The following is a 21,168-nucleotide window of genomic DNA, read 5'->3' as shown; positions in this document are numbered from 1 at the left end:
GGGGGTTCAATCTAACTTGTTTTTTCTAGTTGGTTTCCATAAAACCGAGTCCTTTTAAACCCAGCGATCATTTGTAGCCCGCCTACAATAAGGAATATAATTCCGATAAATAGTGAGAGTGTCGTTTCGTAGAAGAAATATTGATTGATGCCGAAGAATAAAACAAAGGATCCAAGAAAAAGTCGTGCTTTTGCATTATAATAATGTTGATTAAGTTCTTCGCTTGTTCGGATAATAGCAACTTTATAATAGATGTATAATACGAGTGAAATGACAATAATAATCGGAAAGATAACCATACGAAACCTACCTTTAATCAAATTTTTAACTGCATTCATTGTAGCTTGTTTTTCGAATTTTTACCAGAAATATAATACAATAGCAGAACAACCTCTTATAGAAGGAGCAAAGCCATGACTAAAACGAATATCATAGCAAAAATAAAGGCAAACGAAACCGTTATTATTCATCGCCATGTGAGACCAGATCCAGATGCTTACGGATCACAAGTTGGTTTAGCGAAAATAATTAAAAGTTCATTTCCAGAGAAAAAAGTGTTTGTCGTAGGGGAAGAAGACCCAGCATTTTCTTTTTTAGCAGTAATGGATGACATTCAGGATGCTGAGTACGAAAATGCTTTAGTCATTATATGTGATACAGCAAACCAAGCACGTATCTCAGACCAACGTTATAACAAAGGGAAAGAAGTAATAAAAATTGATCACCACCCAAATGTTGATCCATATGGAGATATTGCTTGGGTTGATACAGAGGCAAGTTCAACGAGTGAAATGATTTTTGAATTATATCTGTTTGGCAAAGATAAAGGACTTACTTGTCCAGATGAAGCTGCAAGATTAATTTATGGTGGGATTGTTGGAGATACTGGTCGGTTTTTGTTTCCAAGTACAACAAACAAGACTTTCCAATATGCCTCAGACCTTGTTACGTTTGATTTTGATCGTTCAGCATTATATGAAGGGCTTTATAATACGAAGCCACATGTAGCAAAACTCAAAGGCTATGTTTTGCAAAACTTTGAGATAACGGCAAATGGTGTTAGTGCAGTTAAACTGACAAAAGAAATTTTGCAAGAACATCAAATGACTCCTATGGAAACAGGACAGCTTGTAGGGATTCTTGGAGATATTGATGGGGTTTATACGTGGGTGTTTTTTGTGGAAGAGGAAGACTTAATAAGGGTTCGGATTCGCTCAAAAGGCCCTGTTATTAATGAAATTGCTGCTAAATATAATGGTGGCGGCCATCCAATGGCTGCTGGTGCGTCAGTGTATTCATGGGAAGAAACAGAGCAAGTAAAAGAGGATCTAGAAATGGTCTGTGCTGCTTTCAAAAAGAAAGTGAAATAAAGGAAAATCCTAAAGCCATTTAAAGATAAAAAAAAGCTTCCTTTAGAAGGAAACCCAAACCCATTCAGGTAAGTGGCACTAGGTGCTTTGTATCTCGGATTGCGGTATAAACCAACAACCGCTTTCCGTTTCATCACACACGACCGAAATATTATGTTTTGCGATGTCTCTTTTGATTAGTCGAATGATTTCTTGTGTCTCAGCATAGGCAGAGTAGCCTTCTAACAGGGTATTGACTTTATCCTCGACTAACCGTCGATTCATAATTAGCATGATCATCCACCCCTTTAACCAATATAGTGCGCGTTCAACAAGCAAACGAATAAAGACGACTTACCTGAGCAACATCCTCATGTACTAATTCTATTTTATATAAAAGAGGCCTGTCTTGTCACCGTTTTTCAGAAATTTCATTAAACGTTCACTATTTGTAGACTAGGATGCCTATTCTGAGACAGCTGTCAATGTTAAAGATCTCATGTTTCTAGCTTGAAAGACCTACACTTACGATGACACGAAGCTTTGGTGCAATGGCTAACATTTTGACTTCCAGTTTGTACGAGAAGTCATCAATTGCATACCTTTTATTTTCAATCGTTGAAATAAGCAACTGATAATTTTCTGCAACCGTGCTAGTGTTTTTTCCAACTACATCCTTGAGCTCCCCTTTTACCATTTCTCGTAATTGATATTTGATTAAATCATCTAGCTTCAATCTTTTATCATCCTCAATTAAAATATCAATTTCTTTTATCTGTAATTGGCTTTTCGTTTCTTTATCTTTTTCCTTTGTATCCTCTACTAATATTTCTAAATCATCAATTTTACTCTCCAATTTTACCCGTTCCTCCACCCACATTTCATACAATGAGCCGTACATATAAACGAAAACGAGAAAAGCGACAATTGCTCCAATAAACATACCAGCAAGAAACCGTTGCCAGCTGGCTTTTTTAAATAATGGCGGGATATGCATTAGTCGATACTCTCCTGTGTCATCCATTCAATCACCATCAGTGCAGTTTGAACACCACCCATGGCAGATAAAATGTATAAAATTTGCTTAATCAAATCCATCGTAGAACCATCATATATGCCTCGCTCGAAGTTAGAGATTGCGTCGAATGTGCCTCCGATTGCAGCAACAATAGCCCAAATTCGCAGGCCTTTGGCAATACGACTCATCATCGTCAATGGGGGTTCCCCTGCGGCAAATGAGCCAATACTGCCAATGAGTGATCCACCCACGATTACACCCAAAGCGATAAAATAAATCTGAATCATGGAGGAGAAAAAACGTTCTTCCATCTATGACGACTCCTTTAAAACGATTAGATTTTTCATGTGAATAAGTAAAATCCGCCGATCTTTCTCTATTCCAGCTTCTTACCTTCGAGAAAAGCAAGCTCGTATATTTGTTCCAACCTAAAGACAACCTATTTAGTTAAAATTATGATAAACGGGTACAAGTTATGTTAGTTTATATTATTGTGTCTTTGCTTTTTCCTCGGCTATAATAGAAGTAATTCGAAAAGGCGGGAGAATAATGGGATATACCCACTTGCAAGTCCGAAGCGGATATAGTTTGATGAAAAGTTCGATAACTATTGAGAAATTAGTTGAAAAAGCGAAAAGTCTTGGTTTTGATGCACTTGCCATCACCGATGAAAATGTGTTACACGGTGCCATTCCTTTTTATCAGGCTTGTCTAAAAGCGGGAATGAAACCAATTATCGGGATGGCTGTTAATGTGTCTGACAATGAAAGTGAAAAGGCATCCTTTATATTGCTTGCCAAAAACAATCGTGGGTATAAAAATCTGCTTAAACTGAGCTCGTACATTCAGCTTAAACAGTTGGATTGGATCAACAGGGACGATTTAGCACAATATACAGGCGGTATTATTGGAATTCTACTAGTGGAATCAACGCCAATTCCAGCCTATTTAGGAAAAGATGAGAAGGAAAAAGCGAGAGCATACGTTTCTGAATGGAAGAATATCTATAAAGAACGTGATTTTTATCTGGGCGTACAGGATCATGGACAAGAAACAGAGAGACAAAGCCAACAGATAGTAAATCATAACCAGTCACAGCTTGATGCACCTGTTGTTGCAATCAATGATGTCAGATACCTTGAACCGACAGACCATCTTGCATTTGATTGTCTTCAAGCAATAAGAAATGGAGAGAAATGGTCACGATCAGCTGCAAATGCCTCGACGAAAAATAAATACTTAAAGTCTGAGGAAGAAATGGTATCGATGTATGGAGGATTTTGGCCAGAGTTACTCGAAAACACAATGGAAATTGCGAAGAAGTGCACGCTTAACTTGGATTTAGGTAAGCGCATGATTCCTTCCTACCCAGTCCCAACTGGCGAGACAGCAGACACATTTTTGGAAAAACTATGTCGGGAAAGTCTCGTAACAACGTATGACAATAAGATGTCAACAGAAATAGAGGAGCGTCTTACTTCTGAGTTAACCGTTATTAAAAAAATGAAGTTTAGCGATTATTTTTTAATCGTGTGGGATTTTATTTTATTTGCTAAAAAACAAAGAATTATAGTTGGTCCTGGTCGTGGATCGGCAGCAGGGTCTCTTGTTGCCTATTTACTTGGGATCACGGAAGTCGACCCAGTAAAATATGGTTTATTGTTTGAACGATTTTTGAACCCAGAGCGAATCACGATGCCAGATATCGATGTGGACTTTTCAGATCACCGCCGTGATGAGGTCATTCAGTATGTGAAAAACAAATATGGCTTCGAACACGTAGCCCAAATTATTACGTATGGTACATTTGCTGCCCGTTCCGTGCTCCGTGAGCTAATCAAAACAATGGAAATTGACAAGCAGGATGCCGCTTTTATTTTAAAAGAAATTCCAAATCACGCATCCAATTCAATCGTGCAAAGTGTAAAGGCCTCGGATGCTCTAACTTCCTATGTGAAGCAGTCAGAAAAATTGCAGCGCTTATTTAAAATTGCAGCAAAGCTAGAAGGATTACCACGACATGTGTCCACACATGCTGCAGGTGTTGTAATAAGTCAAGAACCATTAGTGGAGCATGTGCCACTTACAGTGGGTCACAATGATGTTGCATTAACCCAGTTTGCCATGAATGAATTAGAAGCAATCGGATTGTTAAAGATGGATTTCCTAGGATTACGAAATCTTACCCTCCTGGAGCAAGTAGTGTCTGCCATTGCTAAAAATGAAAACAAAAGGTTGGATATAAAAAACATACCTTTTGATGATCGAAATACTTTTGCCATATTGCAGGAGGGGAGAACAAACGGAATTTTCCAGCTAGAATCACAAGGGATGCAGGGTGTGTTAAGGAGCCTTTTGCCATCCGATTTTGAAGATATTGTTGCAGTAAATGCATTGTATCGACCAGGTCCAATGGAATATATTCCAGTCTATATTAAAAGAAAGCATGGACAGGAAGCAATCACGTATCCACATCCCGATCTAAAACCTATTTTAGGAAAAACGTATGGTGTTCTCGTCTATCAAGAGCAAATCATGCAAATTGCGAACATGATGGCAGGGTTTTCACTCGGACAAGCAGATATTTTACGTAGAGCTGTCAGCAAAAAACAAAAGGAAAAGATGCATGAACAAAGAGAGAATTTTATAGCAGGATGCTTGACGAATGGTTATGAAGAAAGTGTCGCGGAAGAAGTCTTTGATTGGATTGTTCGGTTTTCTAACTACGGATTTAACCGAAGTCATGCGGTTGCATATAGTATGATTGCGTTTCAATTGGCTTACTTAAAAGCGCATTACCCTACCTATTTTTTAGCCGAATTAATGAGTTCACTAGCTAGCCAAGAAGACAAAGTACGCATGTACGTAAAAGAGGCGAAAGAACTTGGGATTGAGATGCTAGCACCATCCATTAATAGAAGCTCCGGAAGATTTACGGTTGAAAACAAAAGGATTCGAATGGGGTTGAGCTCGATAAAAGGCGTTGGCATGCAAGCAGTGTCAGAAATTATTCGTGCTCGAAAGGAAGGTTCTTTTAAGCATATCTTTGATTTCTGCCTAAGGGTGTCTGCGAAGATCGTCAACAGATCGGTGATGGAATCATTAATATTAGCCGGTGCATTTGATGAAACATATCCGAATCGAGCAAGTCTCATGGCTACGATTGATCAAGCAATGGAGCAAGGGGAGCTGTTTCGGGAGTTCGAGGATCAACCTTCCTTATTTATGAGCGACATTCAATTAGATGTTTCATATGTGGAAATGGAGCCTTTTACACCGATGAAATACTTGTCATTTGAAAAAAGTGTACTTGGGTTGTATGTATCTAGTCACCCACTCAGTGATTATCGAGGGAAGCTCCGCGCTAGTGGTTACCTTGCATTAGCAGATTCAAAGAAATTTCTGCAACAACGCAATCAAAAAAGCGCAGCAGTAGTGTTGGAAATAAAAGCAATTCGGACAAAAAGAGGGGACCCGATGGCATTTTTAATTTTAGGTGACGAGAGTAATGAAGTAGATGCCGTTCTTTTTCCTGAACTGTATCGGAATGTGCATCGTTGGTTAAAAGAAGAAATGCTCGTTCTATTTACCGGTAAAATCGAACAAAGAAATGGCAGACTACAATGGGTACTATCTGAAATCATACCATTTGAAAAAGAAGAAATAGAACAACAAAACAAGCAAAAGCTGTTTATAAAGGTAATGGAACAGAATGATCGTGACGTACTAGTAGATTTAAAACAAATTGCAGCTGAAATCCCAGGAGAGACACCTGTGATCATTTACCACGAAAAAACAAAATCAGCGTATCAATTAAGTGGAGATTATAATGTAAAGCTAACGAAAACATGTCTAAATCATTTATACCATGCATTTGGAAAAAGCAATGTTGTCATACGAAATTCGTAATATCGAGGACACAATATAAAAATGGACTGTTTGGAGCTAGAACGATGTGTTTTTCCGTTGCTTTTTTTCTGGGGAAAATAAGTATCAATCCTTTACACTAGTTGTTCATTTGTTATAATAAAACGTACTAAGTAGTAGTCTATCCATTTTTATAGGATCGGGCTAGTCATTTAAAAGGAGCGGATTTTAGTTGACCAATTTAAGAGATGAGGCTTTACATATTCATAGAGTGAACAAAGGAAAATTAACATTACAGTCCAAGGTTCCTGTAAGAAATGCAAGGGACCTGAGTTTGGCTTATTCACCTGGTGTAGCCGAACCATGTAAAGAGATATATGATCAAAAGGACAAAGTTTATGAATATACGATGAAAGGAAACATGGTGGCAGTTGTAAGCGATGGTTCAGCCGTTTTAGGATTAGGTAACATTGGCCCGGAAGCTGCACTTCCGGTAATGGAAGGAAAATCAGTGTTGTTTAAAAGCTTTGCTGGAGTCGACTCTTTTCCAATTTGCCTTGATACACATGATGTGGAAGAAATCGTTCGTACGGTTAAATTAATGGAACCGACCTTTGGCGGTGTGAATTTGGAGGATATTGCGGCTCCTAATTGCTTTGTGATCGAAGAACGATTAAAAAAGGAAACAAATATTCCTATTTTTCATGATGATCAGCACGGAACGGCAATTGTAACTCTTGCTGGATTACTCAATGCACTAAAGCTAGTGAATAAATCATTTTCAGATATAAAAGTTGTCGCCAATGGAGCTGGAGCAGCTGGTATTGCCATTATAAAATTATTGCATAGCTTTGGTGTTCGTGACATGATTATGTGTGATTCAAAAGGTGCTATTTATGAAGGTAGAAACTATGGGATGAATGATGTAAAGGATGAAGTAGCTAAAATAACGAATAAAGATAAACAAGAAGGTCAATTGGCAGAAGTAATGGAAGATGCTGACGTTTTTATTGGTGTTTCTGTTGGTGGTCTGTTATCAGAAGAAATGGTAGAGAGTATGAACGAGAATTCGATTATCTTTGCAATGGCAAATCCAGATCCTGAAATTATGCCTGAAACTGCCAAAAAAGCAGGTGCCAGAGTGATCGGAACAGGAAGATCAGACTTTCCCAATCAAGTAAACAATGTGTTAGCCTTTCCTGGGATTTTTAGAGGTGCATTAGATGTTAGGGCAACAAGAATAAATGAAAAAATGAAAATTGCTGCTGTTGAAGCAATTGCATCCTTAATTGGAGAGGAAGATTTACACGAGGATTATGTGATTCCAGCGCCATTTGATCCAAGGGTTGCACCGGCTGTAGCTGCAAGTGTCGCGAAAGCTGCCATGGAATCTGGGGTTGCACGTATTCACGTTGATCCAGAAGAAATAGCCGAAAAGACTCGCCAATTAACATTAATAGACGAATCGTAGTATTTTAACTTACGATAACTTTCTGAGAAATGGAATGGCTGCTTTCGTTGTAAAAAGGAGGAATAACCCTTGCTCAAGGACTTTTTTAGCAAGAAAAAGAAATATGCATCTGTTCCAAGAAAGGAAGCAAAGCAAGATATTCCTGAAGGACTAATGCAAAAATGTTTAGGTTGTCAAAAGATTTTTTACCGAAAAGAAATGAAAAAAAATCTTCATGTTTGCCCACATTGTGAGCACCATCATCCGTTAAATGCAGGAGAAAGAATCGATAGCTTATTTGATGAAGGATCTTTCCAAGAATGGGACCAACAACTCGTTTCAGCTAATCCATTACATTTCCCTGATTATGAGGAAAAACTTGAGAAAGACCGGAATAAATCGGGTCTAAATGAAGCAGTAGTTACTGGAAAAGGGGAGATTAATGGGTTCGAAACGGCATTTGCGGTAATGGATTCTCGCTTTCGAATGGGAAGTATGGGATCTGTTGTAGGTGAAAAAATTGCACGAGCAATTGAACGAGCTAAGGAATCGTCCCTCCCATTTATCGTATTTACAGCTTCTGGTGGAGCTAGAATGCAAGAAGGTATTCTAAGCTTAATGCAAATGAGTAAGACGTCTGTTGCGATTCAACGTTTTCGGGAATCAGGTGGTCTGATGATATCTGTCATGACCCATCCAACAACTGGTGGTGTGTCAGCTAGTTTCGCATCTGTTGGGGATTATAATTTTGCAGAACCAGGGGCGTTGATTGGATTTGCTGGTAGAAGGATTATTGAACAAACGATAAGAGAGGATCTACCAGATGATTTTCAAACTGCTGAATTTTTGCTTCAACACGGGCAACTTGATAAAGTAATCCCAAGAAGTGAAATGAAACACGTCCTAACGACCATACTGGATATACATCAACCTAGGGGAGATCGTCCATGAAGCAGGTGCTAGATTTTGAAAAACCAGTCATTGAACTAAAAGAAAAAATTGCCGAATTAAAAAAGTTTACGAGTGACAGTGATATCGATCTAACGGATGAAATTTCAACATTAGAAAAAAGATTAGAAAGATTAGAGGATGATATTTACGGGAACTTGAAACCGTGGGATCGCGTCCAAATGGCGCGCTATCCTGAACGGCCAACGACACTTGATTATGTAGGTGAGTTGTTTACTGATTTTATCGAGTTTCATGGCGACCGTCATTTTGGAGACGACGAGGCAATTGTAGCAGGGATAGCGAAATATAAACAAAAATCAGTAACAATTGTCGGTCATCAAAGAGGTAAGGACACGAAAGAAAACATCCGAAGAAACTTTGGTATGCCGCATCCAGAAGGGTATCGAAAAGCATTGCGTCACATGCAACAAGCTGAAAAGTTTAATCGACCGATTATCAGTTTTATCGATACAAAGGGTGCTTATCCAGGAAAGGCTGCAGAAGAGCGTGGCCAAAGTGAGGCAATTGCCCGAAATCTTGTAGAGATGGCAGGTTTAAAAGTGCCAATTATTTGTATTGTAATTGGCGAAGGTGGAAGTGGTGGTGCTCTCGGTTTAGGTGTTGGTGATCGCATTCACATGCTTGAAAATTCTACCTACTCTGTTATTTCTCCTGAAGGGGCAGCAGCATTGCTATGGAAAGACTCCAATCAAGCACAGCGAGCAGCGGAATCGATGGGAATTACGTCCTATGATTTAAAGAAACTGGGCGTAGTGGATCAAATTATTCCAGAGCTTAAAGGTGGAGCCCACCGTAGCATTAAGGAACAGTCTGAGAAAATTGACACTGTCTTAGCTGCTTCCTTGGAAGAATTACAATCACTTACAACCAATGAACTGATAGAAAATAGATGGGAAAAATATAAACAAATTGGTGAGTACAAGGAACTGGAATAAATGGCAGATTCACGCCTAAAGTAGTCAATAACCCTTGCCAAGACAATTGGCAAGGGTTCCTTGTGTCCTATAATCGTTATCGTGTATGATGTAATAATAGGTAGAAGGATGAAAGCTGCCTATTGTCAATGTAGCACTATCTTGCAATAGGGACAGAATTAGAAAATCGCGACAACTTTTAATAGAGGTGAAGGATATGAAAAAAATTGGAGTTTTAACGAGCGGTGGTGATGCTCCAGGAATGAACGCTGCGATTCGAGCTGTAGTAAGAAAAGCGATTTACCATGATTTGAAGATTTATGGGATCCGTTATGGATACCAAGGTCTAATTGATGGGAATATAACAGAGATGGAGCTTGGCTCTGTTGGCGATATTATTCAGCGAGGTGGAACAGTACTTTATTCTGCCAGATGTGAGGAATTCAAAACAGAAGAGGGTCAACGAAAGGGAATAGAACAATTAAAGAAACATGGTATTGAAGGTTTGATCGTAATTGGCGGGGACGGCTCTTTTCGAGGTGCAGAGAAGCTTACGGAGAAAGGCTATCCTTGTATTGGGGTACCAGGCACTATTGATAACGACATTCCTGGAACTGATTTTACAATCGGATTTGATACAGCACTGAATACAGTCATACAAGCTATTGATAAAATCAGAGATACAGCAACATCACATGAACGTACATATGTTGTAGAAGTAATGGGGAGACATGCAGGTGATATTGCTTTGTGGGCTGGATTGGCCGATGGTGCAGAGAGTATTTTGATACCAGAACAGCCTGATAACTTCTATGAAGTGATTGAAAAACTGAAGCGCGGTCATGAAAGAGGGAAGAAACATAGTATCATCATTTTGGCAGAAGGCGTTGGTAATGCTGTCGAATACGGTAAACGAATTAAAGAAGAAGCACAGTTTGAAACAAGGGTTACGGTTCTAGGTCATACACAGAGGGGTGGATCTCCAACAGCAGCCGATCGTGTTCTAGCAAGTCGATTAGGCGCAAGAGCTGTAGACCTTATCTTAGAAGGAAAAGCAGGAAGAATGGTAGGAATCCAAAATAACGTACTAGTGGATCACGTTATTAGTGAGGCACTTGCTCAAGAACATAAAATTGATTTGGATATGTACAAGTTATCGAATGAATTATCCATATAAGTGCGTGTTCAAAAAGTCGACAAATTAGAAGCAAGCAGGTCGAGGCGGCGCTGTTTTGAGTAACGGAGCGAAAGCTTGTTGCTTCGAAAGCATTACCTCGCACGAAGAAAAAGTGTTCTTCTTTTTCTAAGGATATGCTTTTAATACGTGAGTAACGGAAAAACAAGCCAACGAAGAGATGCGCAGCTTATCATTTGGTGACTTTTTGAACATCCTCTATAAGTGTTAATCTCTAATGAAGTTATATAAGGAGGAAATGAAACATGAGAAAAACGAAAATCGTATGTACGATTGGCCCTGCATCAGAGTCTGTTGAAATACTTGTCCAGTTAATTCAAGCAGGTATGAATGTTGCTCGGTTAAATTTTTCACACGGAGATTTTGAAGAACACGGCCAACGAATTGTAAATATTCGCGAAGCAGCGAGAAAGACTGGAGAAACAGTTGCTATTTTATTGGATACAAAAGGGCCAGAGATTCGCACAGGTGTCCTTAAAGGTGGAGAAGCACAGTTAAATAAAGGCGATATCGTTTATGTATCTATGGATGAAATAGAGGGGACATCTGAACGTATTTCTGTTACGTATCCAAAATTAATTGACGATGTGCATGAAGGTTCAAAAATCCTTCTCGATGATGGATTAATCGAACTAGAAGTCATGGAAAAGATCAACGATAAAAACGAATTAAAAACGATCGCACTAAATTCTGGATTATTGAAAAATAAAAAAGGTGTAAATGTACCAAATGTTAGTGTGAATCTACCAGGAATAACAGATAAAGACGCACAAGATATCGAATTCGGAATCCAACAAGGTGTTGATTTTATTGCGGCGTCTTTTATTAGGAGGGCGAAGGATGTTCTAGAGATCAGAGAACTACTTGAACGCCATCATGCAACAGATATTCAAATTATTCCGAAGATCGAGAACCAGGAAGGTGTAGATAATCTTGACAGCATTTTGCAGGTTAGTGACGGATTAATGGTTGCTAGGGGAGATTTGGGAGTAGAAATACCACCTGAGGACGTTCCTTTAGTACAGAAGGATATGATCCGTAAATGTAATACAGCTGGAAAGCCAGTCATAACTGCTACACAAATGTTGGATTCGATGCAGCGGAACCCTAGACCAACACGAGCAGAAGCTTCAGATGTAGCAAATGCTATTTTTGACGGAACAGATGCCATTATGCTTTCTGGAGAAACGGCTGCTGGTCTCTATCCGGTAGAAGCGGTTCAAACAATGAGTAATATTGCGACAAAAGCAGAAACGGGCATTGATCATAAGATCATTTTAGATGAACGTTCTAGATCTAGTGATTTGACTATTACAGATGCGATTAGTCAGTCTGTTACCCACTCGGCGATGAACTTAAATGTTAGTGCCATTATTACGCCAACCGAAAGTGGTCATACGGCGAGAATGATTTCGAAATACCGTCCAAAAGCACCGATTGTTGCTGTAACCTTTAATGAAAAAGTAAACAGGAGATTGTCTCTTGTTTGGGGTGTATCCGCCGTAATCGGAGAAGAAGCACAGTCGACTGATGACATGTTAGACATTGCCGTGGATCGAGGTCTTGCAACAAACATTTTTTCAAGAGGAAGCCGTGTAATTATTACAGCTGGTGTACCAGTTGGTGAAAGTGGAACAACGAATATTATGAAAGTGCACGTTATCGGAGATGTGCTTGCCAAAGGACAAGGTGTCGGAAAAGGAACAGCATACGGAAAAGCGGTTGTGGTTAAAAATGCTGAGGAGGCACTACAGAAAGTTTCTGAGGATGACATTATTGTCACATATGGTACAGACAAAGAGATGATGCCAGCAATAGAAAAAGCGAGTGGAATCATAACAGAAGAAGGGGGCATTACCTCTCATGCTGCTGTTGTTGGTTTAAGTCTCGGAAAACCAGTGATCGTTGGTGTAGACAAAGCAATCGACATTATTAAAGATGGGAAAGATATTACCATAGATTCCACAAAAGGTGATATTTATGACGGTCACGCAAGCGTACTGTAATGAAAAGGGGGAATACCCCTTTTTATGGACATCCTCTAGAAGGGAGAACGATCTATGTTCCGGTGGTTATTGTTATTTGTATTAGTTGTTCCAGCCCTTGAAATTGGAGTTCTTGTATGGATAGGGGGGATAGTCGGTCCATGGTGGGTGATTTTACTCATTATATTAACCGGAGTTTTAGGAGCATGGCTCGCTAAACAACAAGGGATAGAAGCACTCCATCGAGCAAGGCAGTCTGTTTCAATGGGGCAGGTTCCTCATGATGTGATTTTTGATGGGTTGTGCATCTTAATCGGTGCTGCGTTTTTATTAACACCAGGCTTCATTACAGATACTTTAGGCTTTATCCTGCTTATTCCGTATACAAGGAACCCAATCAAACATTGGATGCAAAAAATGTTGCAAAATATGATGAAACGTGGAACCATAACAATTTTCAGGAGATAATAAAAATCGATGCTACCCTTCCTTTGGTCCTTTAATAAATAACCAAATTTGCCATAGTACCCCTGTTTGGTACAAAGTGTTGATCACGACAAGTAATGCTGGACTTAGGATAAGTCCGGCAAATCCCCATATTTGAAAGCCAACAAAGAGTGCTACTAGTGTGGCCAATGGGTCTAGTCCAATATTGGTTGATAGAATTTTTGGCTCCATCACTTGACGTTGAACAATTACGACCATGTACAAAGCGGTAAGACCAATTGTCATGCCGTACTGTCCAGTTAAAAAAAGATAAGCAATCCATGGGAGGAATACAATCCCAGTCCCTAAATAGGGTATTAAATCGATAAGGCCTGTTATAACAGCAATCGTAATGGCATACTTTACTTGAAGAAAAAGGAGTCCAATTAGGACAATCACAGCCGTTATAGAAATAAGGATGCATTGAGCCTTGGCAAAACCAAAGAACGCTTTTTTCAGTCCATTGACCACATCACTGCCCGATTCGGTTACAGATTCTGGAAGCATTCTTTTTGTTAATGCGTGTAGCTTGTACCAATCCTTTGCAATAAAAAATGTACCCAATAAGGAAAAAATAAAAACGGTCATGTAATTTGGGAGACTACCAAGTGCAACGGGTATATTCTGCAATAACGCTTGTAATGTATTAGCACCAGTAGAAGCAATTTCGTCTCCAATATTTTCAATGTTTCTTTTGATTGTTGCTTGTTGTGCTGGATCTAATGTACGAATCAAGGAGATCATTTTTTCATAAATCGGCATTGCTTGATGTGCGATAAAATCTTCGACAAATTGTACGAGCGTTTTAAAATGTGCTGGGATGTGTTCGCCTAAATAGGTTGTACCGCGAATTAATTCTATAATCAAAATTGTAATGATACTAATGACCAATGCTAAAACAAATGAAATCGATGCAAGAACAGCAAGGCTTCGAGATAATTTCCACTTTATTTGTAAAAAATTAATGATTGGATTTAATAGACTTGCAAATAGAATTGCAAGAACAAACGGATACGTAAATGTTGTTATATAAAAAACGATAATAAATGAAAAAAATAAAGTCCCTAAAACGATTAGCAGTCTGATCAATCGATGCCATATTAGTTTATTCAATCCAATCACTCCCATCACACCATTGATTTAAAGAGGTTGTGTCTATCCTTGTTGCCATATTTATGGAGGTCGTTATGTTCACACAGTCATCGTTATTTTTGCTTATTTTATTTATATTAGGTTTGTTAGGAAAAAATCAGTCTATCTTGATCGCTGTTTATGTTTTATTTGGAATAAAGCTTTTTCAGCTAGAAGATAAAGTATTCCCTTACTTGGAAACAAAAGGTATTGGTTTAGGCGTAACTGTTTTAACGATTGCGGTACTCGTACCAATTGCTACAGGAGAAATTGGCTTTAAAGAATTATATGCTAGTGTGAAATCTTACTATGCATGGATTGCATTAGGTGCTGGAATTTTTGTTGCTTTAATAGCTAAAAGTGGTGTCAGTTTACTTGCTAATGATCCCCAATTAACAGCGGCACTTGTAATGGGTACGATTCTTGCAGTTGTTTTTTTTCAAGGTGTTGCTGTTGGCCCTTTAATAGGAGCTGGAATAGCCTATTTAGTGATGAAGTTGGTCGATTTTATCCTTGGTTTAACTTAGGTAAATTTTAACATTCCAATAAATTCACTCTGTTTAATCGGTTTCAATTCACAAAAAGTGCTAGATTGTTTATAATTGTTTATGGAGTTGAATATGTTTCTTATTTACGGAAGATGTCATTTTAATATTTTCTTTGTAGTTTAAGAAGCAACTAGCGAAACAATAGAAAAGGAGAGAGATAAAATGTCAACGAAAGGTCTTGAAGGTATTGTTGCAACAGAATCCTCAATAAGCTCGATTATTGACGACCAATTGACCTATGTCGGGTACAAAATTGATGACTTAGCTGAACAAGCCAGTTTTGAGGAAGTCATATTTTTACTCTGGAATAAGCGACTTCCAAACAAAGAAGAGTTAAATAAATTACAACAAGAGCTTGCAGCGAATATGTCCGTTCCTGATGAAATTATTGCTCATTTAAAATCATATGATCTATCAACTGTTCATCCGATGGCAGCATTAAGAACTGCTGTGTCGATGCTTGGATTATTTGACGAAGAAGCGGACGTTATGGAGCAAGAAGCGAACAAACGAAAAGCATTGCGTTTGCAGGCAAAGGTTTCAACCATCGTCGCAGCTTTTGCTCGTATCCGACAAGGAAAAGATCCTGTGTCTCCTAAGGAAAATTTAAGCTATGCAGAAAATTTTCTTTTTATGTTAAACAATAAACGTCCTGAGAATGTTGAAGTTGAAGCAATTAATAAGGCGTTGGTTTTACATGCTGATCATGAGTTAAACGCTTCCACCTTTACTGCCCGCGTTTGTGTGGCAACCTTATCGGATGTTTACTCTGGAATTACCGCTGCAATAAGCGCATTGAAAGGACCACTTCATGGTGGTGCAAATGAACGAGTGATGAAAATGTTAACGGAAATTGGTGAAGTTGATAACGCGATACCATACATTAAAGAAAAATTAGAGAACAAAGAAAAGATAATGGGTATGGGGCATCGTGTATATCAAAATGGAGATCCAAGGGCAAAACACCTTCGAAAAATGTCAAAAGAGTTAACTCATTTAACTGGTCAATCAAAATGGTATGATATGTCTGTTAAAGTAGAGGAGTACATTAAAGCAGAAAAAGGACTGCCTGCAAATGTTGACTTCTATTCCGCTTCTGTCTACCACAGTCTAGGGATTGACCATGACTTGTTTACACCTATATTTGCAATAAGTCGTGTTTCTGGATGGCTTGCACATATATTAGAACAGTATGATAACAATCGATTGATTCGTCCGAGAGCAGAATATGTTGGTCCTAAAGGCCAAACGTACGTCCCAATTGAACAAAGGTAATCACTTTCATATGTTACAATAGTAAGGAAACAGAAAGAATTGGAGGGCATTTAAATATGACACAAAGTGAAAAAATCACAGTAGATAATGGGGTTATGAACGTACCAGATCGTCCAATCATTCCTTTTATTGAGGGGGATGGAATTGGACCAGACATTTGGGCTGCGTCCAGAAAAGTTATTGAAGCAGCAGTGGAAAAAGCATATAAGGGCGTTAAGTCAATTGAGTGGAAAGAGGTTCTTGCTGGGCAAAAGGCTTATGATCAAACTGGTGAATGGTTACCAAGTGAGACATTAGATGTGATCCGTGACTATAAGATTGCAATTAAAGGTCCGTTGACTACCCCAATTGGTGGAGGGATTCGTTCCTTGAACGTAGCATTACGTCAAGAACTGGATTTATTCACCTGTTTGCGACCTGTTCGTTATTTTGATGGTGTTCCATCACCTGTTAAACATCCAGAAGATACAGATATGGTCATTTTCCGTGAAAATACAGAAGATATTTATGCAGGGATTGAGTGGCAAAAAGGATCACCAGAGGCAAAAAAAGTAATCGAATTTCTACAAAATGAAATGGGCGTACATAAAATTCGTTTTCCAGAAACTTCTGGGATTGGAATTAAACCAGTTTCCGAAGAAGGAACAAAGCGTCTAGTTCGTGCGGCAATAGAATATGCACTTAACGAAGGACGTAAAAACGTAACGCTTGTGCATAAAGGAAATATCATGAAGTTTACAGAAGGTGCATTTAAGACATGGGGATATGAAGTTGCTGAACAAGAATTTGGTGATAAAGTGTTCACGTGGGCAGAGTATGACAGAATCGTCGAAAAAGAAGGAAAAGATGCTGCTAACCAAGCACAGGATGCCGCAGAAAAAGCTGGCAAGATTATTGTAAAAGATGCAATTGCAGATATTTTCTTACAACAAATTTTAACACGTCCAAAAGAATTCGATGTAGTCGCAACAATGAATTTAAACGGGGATTATATTTCTGACGCACTTGCTGCACAGGTCGGTGGAATTGGTATTGCGCCAGGGGCTAATATTAACTTTGAATCAGGTCATGCCATTTTTGAAGCTACTCATGGAACGGCACCAAAGTATGCTGGTATGGACAAAGTAAATCCTTCATCTGTCATTCTTTCAGCAGTATTAATGCTTGAGCATTTAGAGTGGAGAGAAGCAGCGGATTTAATTACAAAGGCAATGGATAAAACAATTGCTTCGAAGGTTGTAACATACGATTTCGCGCGAATGATGGATGGTGCAACAGAAGTCAAAACATCCGAATTTGGCGATGCCTTGATCAAAAATATGGACTAAGCTTTAGGAGGAGAGATTCTAGATGGCAATTCAAAGAAGAAAAGTTTCTGTTATTGGTAGTGGATTTACTGGTGCAACGACAGCACTTATGGTAGCTCAAAAGGAACTGGCTGACGTTGTATTAGTCGACATTCCTAATATGGAGGATCCTACAAAAGGAAAAGCGCTCGACATGCTAGAAGCAAGTCCTGTACAAGGATTTGATGCCAAAGTCACTGGTACATCTAATTATGAAGATACAAAAGGATCAGACCTCGTCATTATTACGGCAGGGATTGCACGAAAGCCAGGTATGAGCCGTGATGATCTCGTTAGCACAAATGCTAAAATTATGAAGAGTGTTACACAAGAAATTGTAAAATATTCTCCCGAAACCTTTATTCTAGTGTTAACGAATCCAGTTGACGCTATGACCTATACGGTATTTAAAGAATCAGGGTTCCCTAAAAATAGAGTGATTGGCCAATCGGGTGTACTTGATACAGCAAGGTTCCGTACATTTGTAGCAGAGGAATTAAACTTATCTGTTAAGGATGTAACTGGGTTTGTATTAGGTGGTCATGGTGATGACATGGTGCCACTTATTCGGTATTCTTATGCAGGTGGAATTCCGCTTGAAAATTTAATTTCAAAAGATCGTTTAGATGCGATCGTGGAGCGTACAAGAAAAGGTGGCGGTGAAATCGTTAATCTTCTAGGCAATGGAAGTGCCTATTATGCTCCAGCAGCTTCCTTGACTGTAATGGCTGAAGCTATTTTGAAAGATCAACGACGAGTATTACCTTCAATAGCATACTTAGAAGGGGAGTACGGTTATTCTGACATTTACCTAGGTGTTCCAACTGTTGTTGGTGGTAATGGTCTTGAGGAAATAATTGAACTTGATTTATCCGATGATGAAAAAGCTGCTTTAGATAAATCTGCTGATTCCGTAAAAAATGTTTTAAAAGTGTTAAGTAAGTAGTTAATTTAATAGTATGATCAGCAAAAAATCAAAAAACGCCATTGTCTTCACTGACAATGGCGTTTTTTATACGGATATTGTTGATTTATATTGTTACAGAAAATAATATGCTTTTTTTATATGTTTGACAATTCTTTTTATTATATGCATAATATGATCATATGCTAATATATACATGAATAGGTGGGGTTATAAGATGTTCAAATAATTTGTTCATGCTCATCTTTATATAATGGCATTTATAAGGGAGAATCATTTATGGGAGATAACAAGGAACAGAAAGAAATATATTATAAGAATGACTTAGATGAGGAAACTTTATTTGTAATATCTGAAACTTTCAAAGCATTAGGTGATCCAACAAGAATACGAATTCTTAATTTATTGTTTCATAAGGAGTTATCAGTGAATGGAATAGCAGATGCGCTAGAACTTAAACAAACAACTGTTTCACATCAATTACGTTTTTTGAAAAATTTACACTTAGTAAAATTCCGTAGGGAAGGGACTACATTATATTACTCCCATGATGATGAACATGTAATGCATATGCTAAGGCAAACTGTAGATCACGCTTGTCATCATTAGTACTTCAAGAGAAACTAATATGTATTAATAATTTATCCCATCTTAACGGGCAGTAAAAAATGAAAGGTGTATTTGGATCCAATATCATATTTTAAGGAAGGTGTTCGAAATGGAAAATACTAAAGAACAGCAATCACACGAAAATCATGATCACGGTCACGATCACGACCACGACCACGGTCATGGACATGGTCACGGTCACGGCCATGATCACGATCATGGAAAAATGCCAGTTATTTCTTATTATATTGGCTTAGTCTTATTTTTAGTTCCATTATTTTTAGGTGATGAGAATTTATTGTTGAAAAATGTTTTATTTTCAATCGCTTCAATAACAGCTGGTTATCATGTAGTTGTTCTTGAAGGCATTGGAGAGACTATTGCAAACACTAAATTAAATAGAAAATTCACGCCGAATTCTCATATATTAATGGGATTAGCAGCAATTGGAGCTTCCCTAATGGGGAATTTTAGCGAGGGAACTTTATTAATTCTTATCTTTGCTGGTGCGCATTTTCTTGAAGATTACGCTGAAGGAAGAAGTAAAAGGGAAATTACCAAGTTGCTCGAAATGAATCCAACAACAGCTAGATTAATTATGCCCAATGGAAATATCGAAATTGTTGAAGTTAGTGAATTAAAAGTCGGAGACCAACTTCAAGTATTAAACGGAGATCAAGTACCAATTGATGGAATAATTCTATCTGGAACTACCTCCATTGATGAATCTTCAATTAATGGTGAAAGTATACCCAAAGAGAAGGCTACAGGAGACGATGTGTTTGGGAGTACGGTTAATGGATCTGGAACTTTTACTATGGAAGTCACTAAAGAGAGTAAAGATACTGTTTTCTCAAAAATTTTACAACTAGTTAATCAAAATCAAAATAATCAAACAAAAGTTGCCAGTATTATCCAAAAATTCGAGCCAAAATATGTTAATTTAGTTTTGATCATGATACCATTAGTAGTCTTACTTGCTCCTTTTCTCTTTGATTTGACGTGGGCACAAAGTGTTTATAGAGGTTTAGTTCTTTTAGTCGCAGCTTCCCCTTGTGCCTTGGCGGCAAGTACCGTTTCAGTGACTTTGTCAACAACATCTAATCTTGCAAAACGAGGAGTCCTTTCAAAAGGAAGTTCTTACTTATCGCAATTCGCTGATATTAATGCAATTTCCTTCGATAAAACAGGGACCCTTACGAATGGAAAACCAGAAGTAACAAATTTTTATTTTGCTGATTCTGTAAATGAAGAAAATATTATTGATATCGTAGTGGCACTTGAAAAAAAATCTAATCACCCATTAGCAAATGCAATTTTAGAAAAATTTGAAGCTAAGAATAAAATAGACATTGAAGTGATCAATCAGATTGGGAAAGGTCTAACAGGAGATTATAATCAAAAAAATTACCGTGTAGGTAAACCTACTTCTTTTGATGATGTTTCAGATGAGTTTACTCGTTTAAATAACGAATGGGCTTCAGAAGGAAAGACTGTTGTATATGTAGCAGAAGATGAAAAAGTTATCGGACTTATAGCTTTAATGGATGTTCCGAAAGAAAACGCGAGAGCGACCATTGATTACTTTAAAAAACGTGGTATACACACAACTTTAATTACTGGTGACTCAGAAATGACCGGGAGAGCTGTTGCCGAACAATTAGGACTTGACGAAGTTATCGCTAATGTAATGCCTGATGATAAATCAAATATTATAAATGAACAAAAAGAAAAGTATGGGGTCACCGCAATGGTAGGAGATGGTGTGAATGATGCACCAGCTCTCGTCAAGGCAGACGTCGGTATTGCTATGGGAGATGGTACCGATGTTGCAGTAGAAGTATCTGACTTGGTTTTAATGAAGAATGATTTATCTAAATTGGTAAATTCCCATAGAATTTCTTCAAGAATGAGCCGTGTTATTCGGCAAAATATTATTTTTTCAATGGCGGTTGTTGCCTTTTTAGTTGGAGGTAGTTTGTTAGGATTAACGGATATTGCAATCAGTGTTATTATTCATGAAGGAAGTACTTTAGTCGTTATATTAAATGGACTTCGATTATTAAGATCTAACTAATCAATGAATCGATCAATACTA

General features: G+C 38.2%; 19 protein-coding genes. 14 read left to right on the top strand and 5 right to left on the bottom strand.

The window, feature by feature from the left end:
* Nucleotides 1-11: 11 nt before the first annotated feature.
* Nucleotides 12-299: a YtpI family protein gene (locus NC797_RS05670; protein ID WP_272435785.1), complete on the bottom strand. Its 288-nt coding sequence runs from the start codon at nucleotides 297-299 to the stop codon at nucleotides 12-14.
* Nucleotides 300-413: 114 nt separating this feature from the next.
* Here NC797_RS05670 and NC797_RS05665 point away from each other — a divergent pair, with 114 nt between their 5' ends.
* The gene (locus NC797_RS05665; protein WP_272435784.1) at nucleotides 414-1,370 is read left to right on the top strand and encodes a DHH family phosphoesterase; all 957 of its coding nucleotides are present in this window, start codon (nucleotides 414-416) and stop codon (nucleotides 1,368-1,370) included.
* 78 nt (nucleotides 1,371-1,448) lie between these two features.
* Here NC797_RS05665 and NC797_RS05660 read toward each other — a convergent pair whose 3' ends face one another.
* From NC797_RS05660 to ytrH, 3 genes are all read right to left on the bottom strand, one after another.
* Nucleotides 1,449-1,643 carry a hypothetical protein gene (locus tag NC797_RS05660; protein WP_272435783.1) on the bottom strand — a complete coding sequence of 65 codons (195 nt, stop codon included), beginning with the start codon at nucleotides 1,641-1,643 and terminating at the stop codon, nucleotides 1,449-1,451.
* A 211-nt stretch (nucleotides 1,644-1,854) separates the two neighbouring features.
* On the bottom strand, nucleotides 1,855-2,373 hold the full coding sequence (ytrI, locus tag NC797_RS05655; RefSeq protein ID WP_272435781.1) for a sporulation membrane protein YtrI: 519 nt from the start codon (nucleotides 2,371-2,373) through the stop codon (nucleotides 1,855-1,857).
* Entirely contained in the window at nucleotides 2,346-2,678 is a 333-nt protein-coding gene (gene ytrH / locus NC797_RS05650; RefSeq protein WP_272435779.1) for a sporulation membrane protein YtrH, read from the bottom strand. The genes ytrI and ytrH overlap by 28 nt, the downstream gene beginning before the upstream one ends.
* 238 nt (nucleotides 2,679-2,916) lie before the next feature.
* Here ytrH and dnaE point away from each other — a divergent pair, with 238 nt between their 5' ends.
* The 7 genes from dnaE (at nucleotide 2,917) to NC797_RS05615 (ending at nucleotide 13,218) form a co-directional block, all read left to right on the top strand.
* Nucleotides 2,917-6,276, top strand: coding sequence for a DNA polymerase III subunit alpha (dnaE, locus tag NC797_RS05645; RefSeq protein WP_272435778.1), 3,360 nt, complete (start codon nucleotides 2,917-2,919; stop codon nucleotides 6,274-6,276).
* 190 nt (nucleotides 6,277-6,466) lie between these two features.
* Nucleotides 6,467-7,705: an NADP-dependent malic enzyme gene (gene ystJ, locus NC797_RS05640; protein ID WP_272435777.1), complete on the top strand. Its 1,239-nt coding sequence runs from the start codon at nucleotides 6,467-6,469 to the stop codon at nucleotides 7,703-7,705.
* A gap of 69 nt (nucleotides 7,706-7,774) precedes the next feature.
* Entirely contained in the window at nucleotides 7,775-8,635 is an 861-nt protein-coding gene (gene accD / locus NC797_RS05635) for an acetyl-CoA carboxylase, carboxyltransferase subunit beta (RefSeq protein ID WP_272435776.1), read from the top strand.
* Nucleotides 8,632-9,591 (top strand): acetyl-CoA carboxylase carboxyl transferase subunit alpha, encoded by a 960-nt coding sequence (gene accA / locus NC797_RS05630; RefSeq protein WP_272435775.1) that lies wholly within the window; start codon nucleotides 8,632-8,634, stop codon nucleotides 9,589-9,591. The genes accD and accA overlap by 4 nt, the downstream gene beginning before the upstream one ends.
* A 196-nt stretch (nucleotides 9,592-9,787) precedes the next feature.
* A complete protein-coding gene (gene pfkA, locus NC797_RS05625) occupies nucleotides 9,788-10,747 on the top strand; it encodes a 6-phosphofructokinase (RefSeq protein ID WP_272435774.1) in 960 nt (319 codons plus the stop codon).
* A gap of 263 nt (nucleotides 10,748-11,010) precedes the next feature.
* On the top strand, nucleotides 11,011-12,771 hold the full coding sequence (pyk, locus tag NC797_RS05620) for a pyruvate kinase (RefSeq protein ID WP_272435773.1): 1,761 nt from the start codon (nucleotides 11,011-11,013) through the stop codon (nucleotides 12,769-12,771).
* Between the two features lie 54 nt (nucleotides 12,772-12,825).
* Entirely contained in the window at nucleotides 12,826-13,218 is a 393-nt protein-coding gene (locus NC797_RS05615) for an FxsA family protein (RefSeq protein ID WP_272435772.1), read from the top strand.
* Between the two features lie 12 nt (nucleotides 13,219-13,230).
* Here NC797_RS05615 and ytvI read toward each other — a convergent pair whose 3' ends face one another.
* Nucleotides 13,231-14,349 (bottom strand): sporulation integral membrane protein YtvI, encoded by a 1,119-nt coding sequence (gene ytvI, locus NC797_RS05610; RefSeq protein ID WP_272435771.1) that lies wholly within the window; start codon nucleotides 14,347-14,349, stop codon nucleotides 13,231-13,233.
* Nucleotides 14,350-14,423: 74 nt separating this feature from the next.
* Between ytvI and NC797_RS05605 the strand changes: the two genes are divergently transcribed.
* From NC797_RS05605 to NC797_RS05580, 6 genes are all read left to right on the top strand, one after another.
* A complete protein-coding gene (locus NC797_RS05605) occupies nucleotides 14,424-14,894 on the top strand; it encodes a DUF441 domain-containing protein (RefSeq protein ID WP_272435770.1) in 471 nt (156 codons plus the stop codon).
* A gap of 183 nt (nucleotides 14,895-15,077) precedes the next feature.
* A complete protein-coding gene (citZ, locus tag NC797_RS05600) occupies nucleotides 15,078-16,190 on the top strand; it encodes a citrate synthase (RefSeq protein WP_272435769.1) in 1,113 nt (370 codons plus the stop codon).
* 56 nt (nucleotides 16,191-16,246) lie between these two features.
* Nucleotides 16,247-17,518 (top strand): NADP-dependent isocitrate dehydrogenase, encoded by a 1,272-nt coding sequence (gene icd / locus NC797_RS05595; protein WP_272435768.1) that lies wholly within the window; start codon nucleotides 16,247-16,249, stop codon nucleotides 17,516-17,518.
* Nucleotides 17,519-17,540: 22 nt separating this feature from the next.
* Nucleotides 17,541-18,482 carry a malate dehydrogenase gene (gene mdh, locus NC797_RS05590; protein WP_272435767.1) on the top strand — a complete coding sequence of 314 codons (942 nt, stop codon included), beginning with the start codon at nucleotides 17,541-17,543 and terminating at the stop codon, nucleotides 18,480-18,482.
* 258 nt (nucleotides 18,483-18,740) lie between these two features.
* A complete protein-coding gene (locus NC797_RS05585; RefSeq protein WP_272435766.1) occupies nucleotides 18,741-19,070 on the top strand; it encodes an ArsR/SmtB family transcription factor in 330 nt (109 codons plus the stop codon).
* A gap of 109 nt (nucleotides 19,071-19,179) precedes the next feature.
* On the top strand, nucleotides 19,180-21,147 hold the full coding sequence (locus NC797_RS05580; protein ID WP_272435765.1) for a heavy metal translocating P-type ATPase: 1,968 nt from the start codon (nucleotides 19,180-19,182) through the stop codon (nucleotides 21,145-21,147).
* Nucleotides 21,148-21,168 lie beyond the last annotated feature (21 nt).

The sequence above is a fragment of the Terrihalobacillus insolitus genome (assembly GCF_028416575.1).
GTDB classification, from domain to species: Bacteria; Bacillota; Bacilli; order Bacillales; family Amphibacillaceae; genus Terrihalobacillus; species Terrihalobacillus insolitus.
This window is presented reverse-complemented; position numbering and strand designations above follow the sequence as displayed.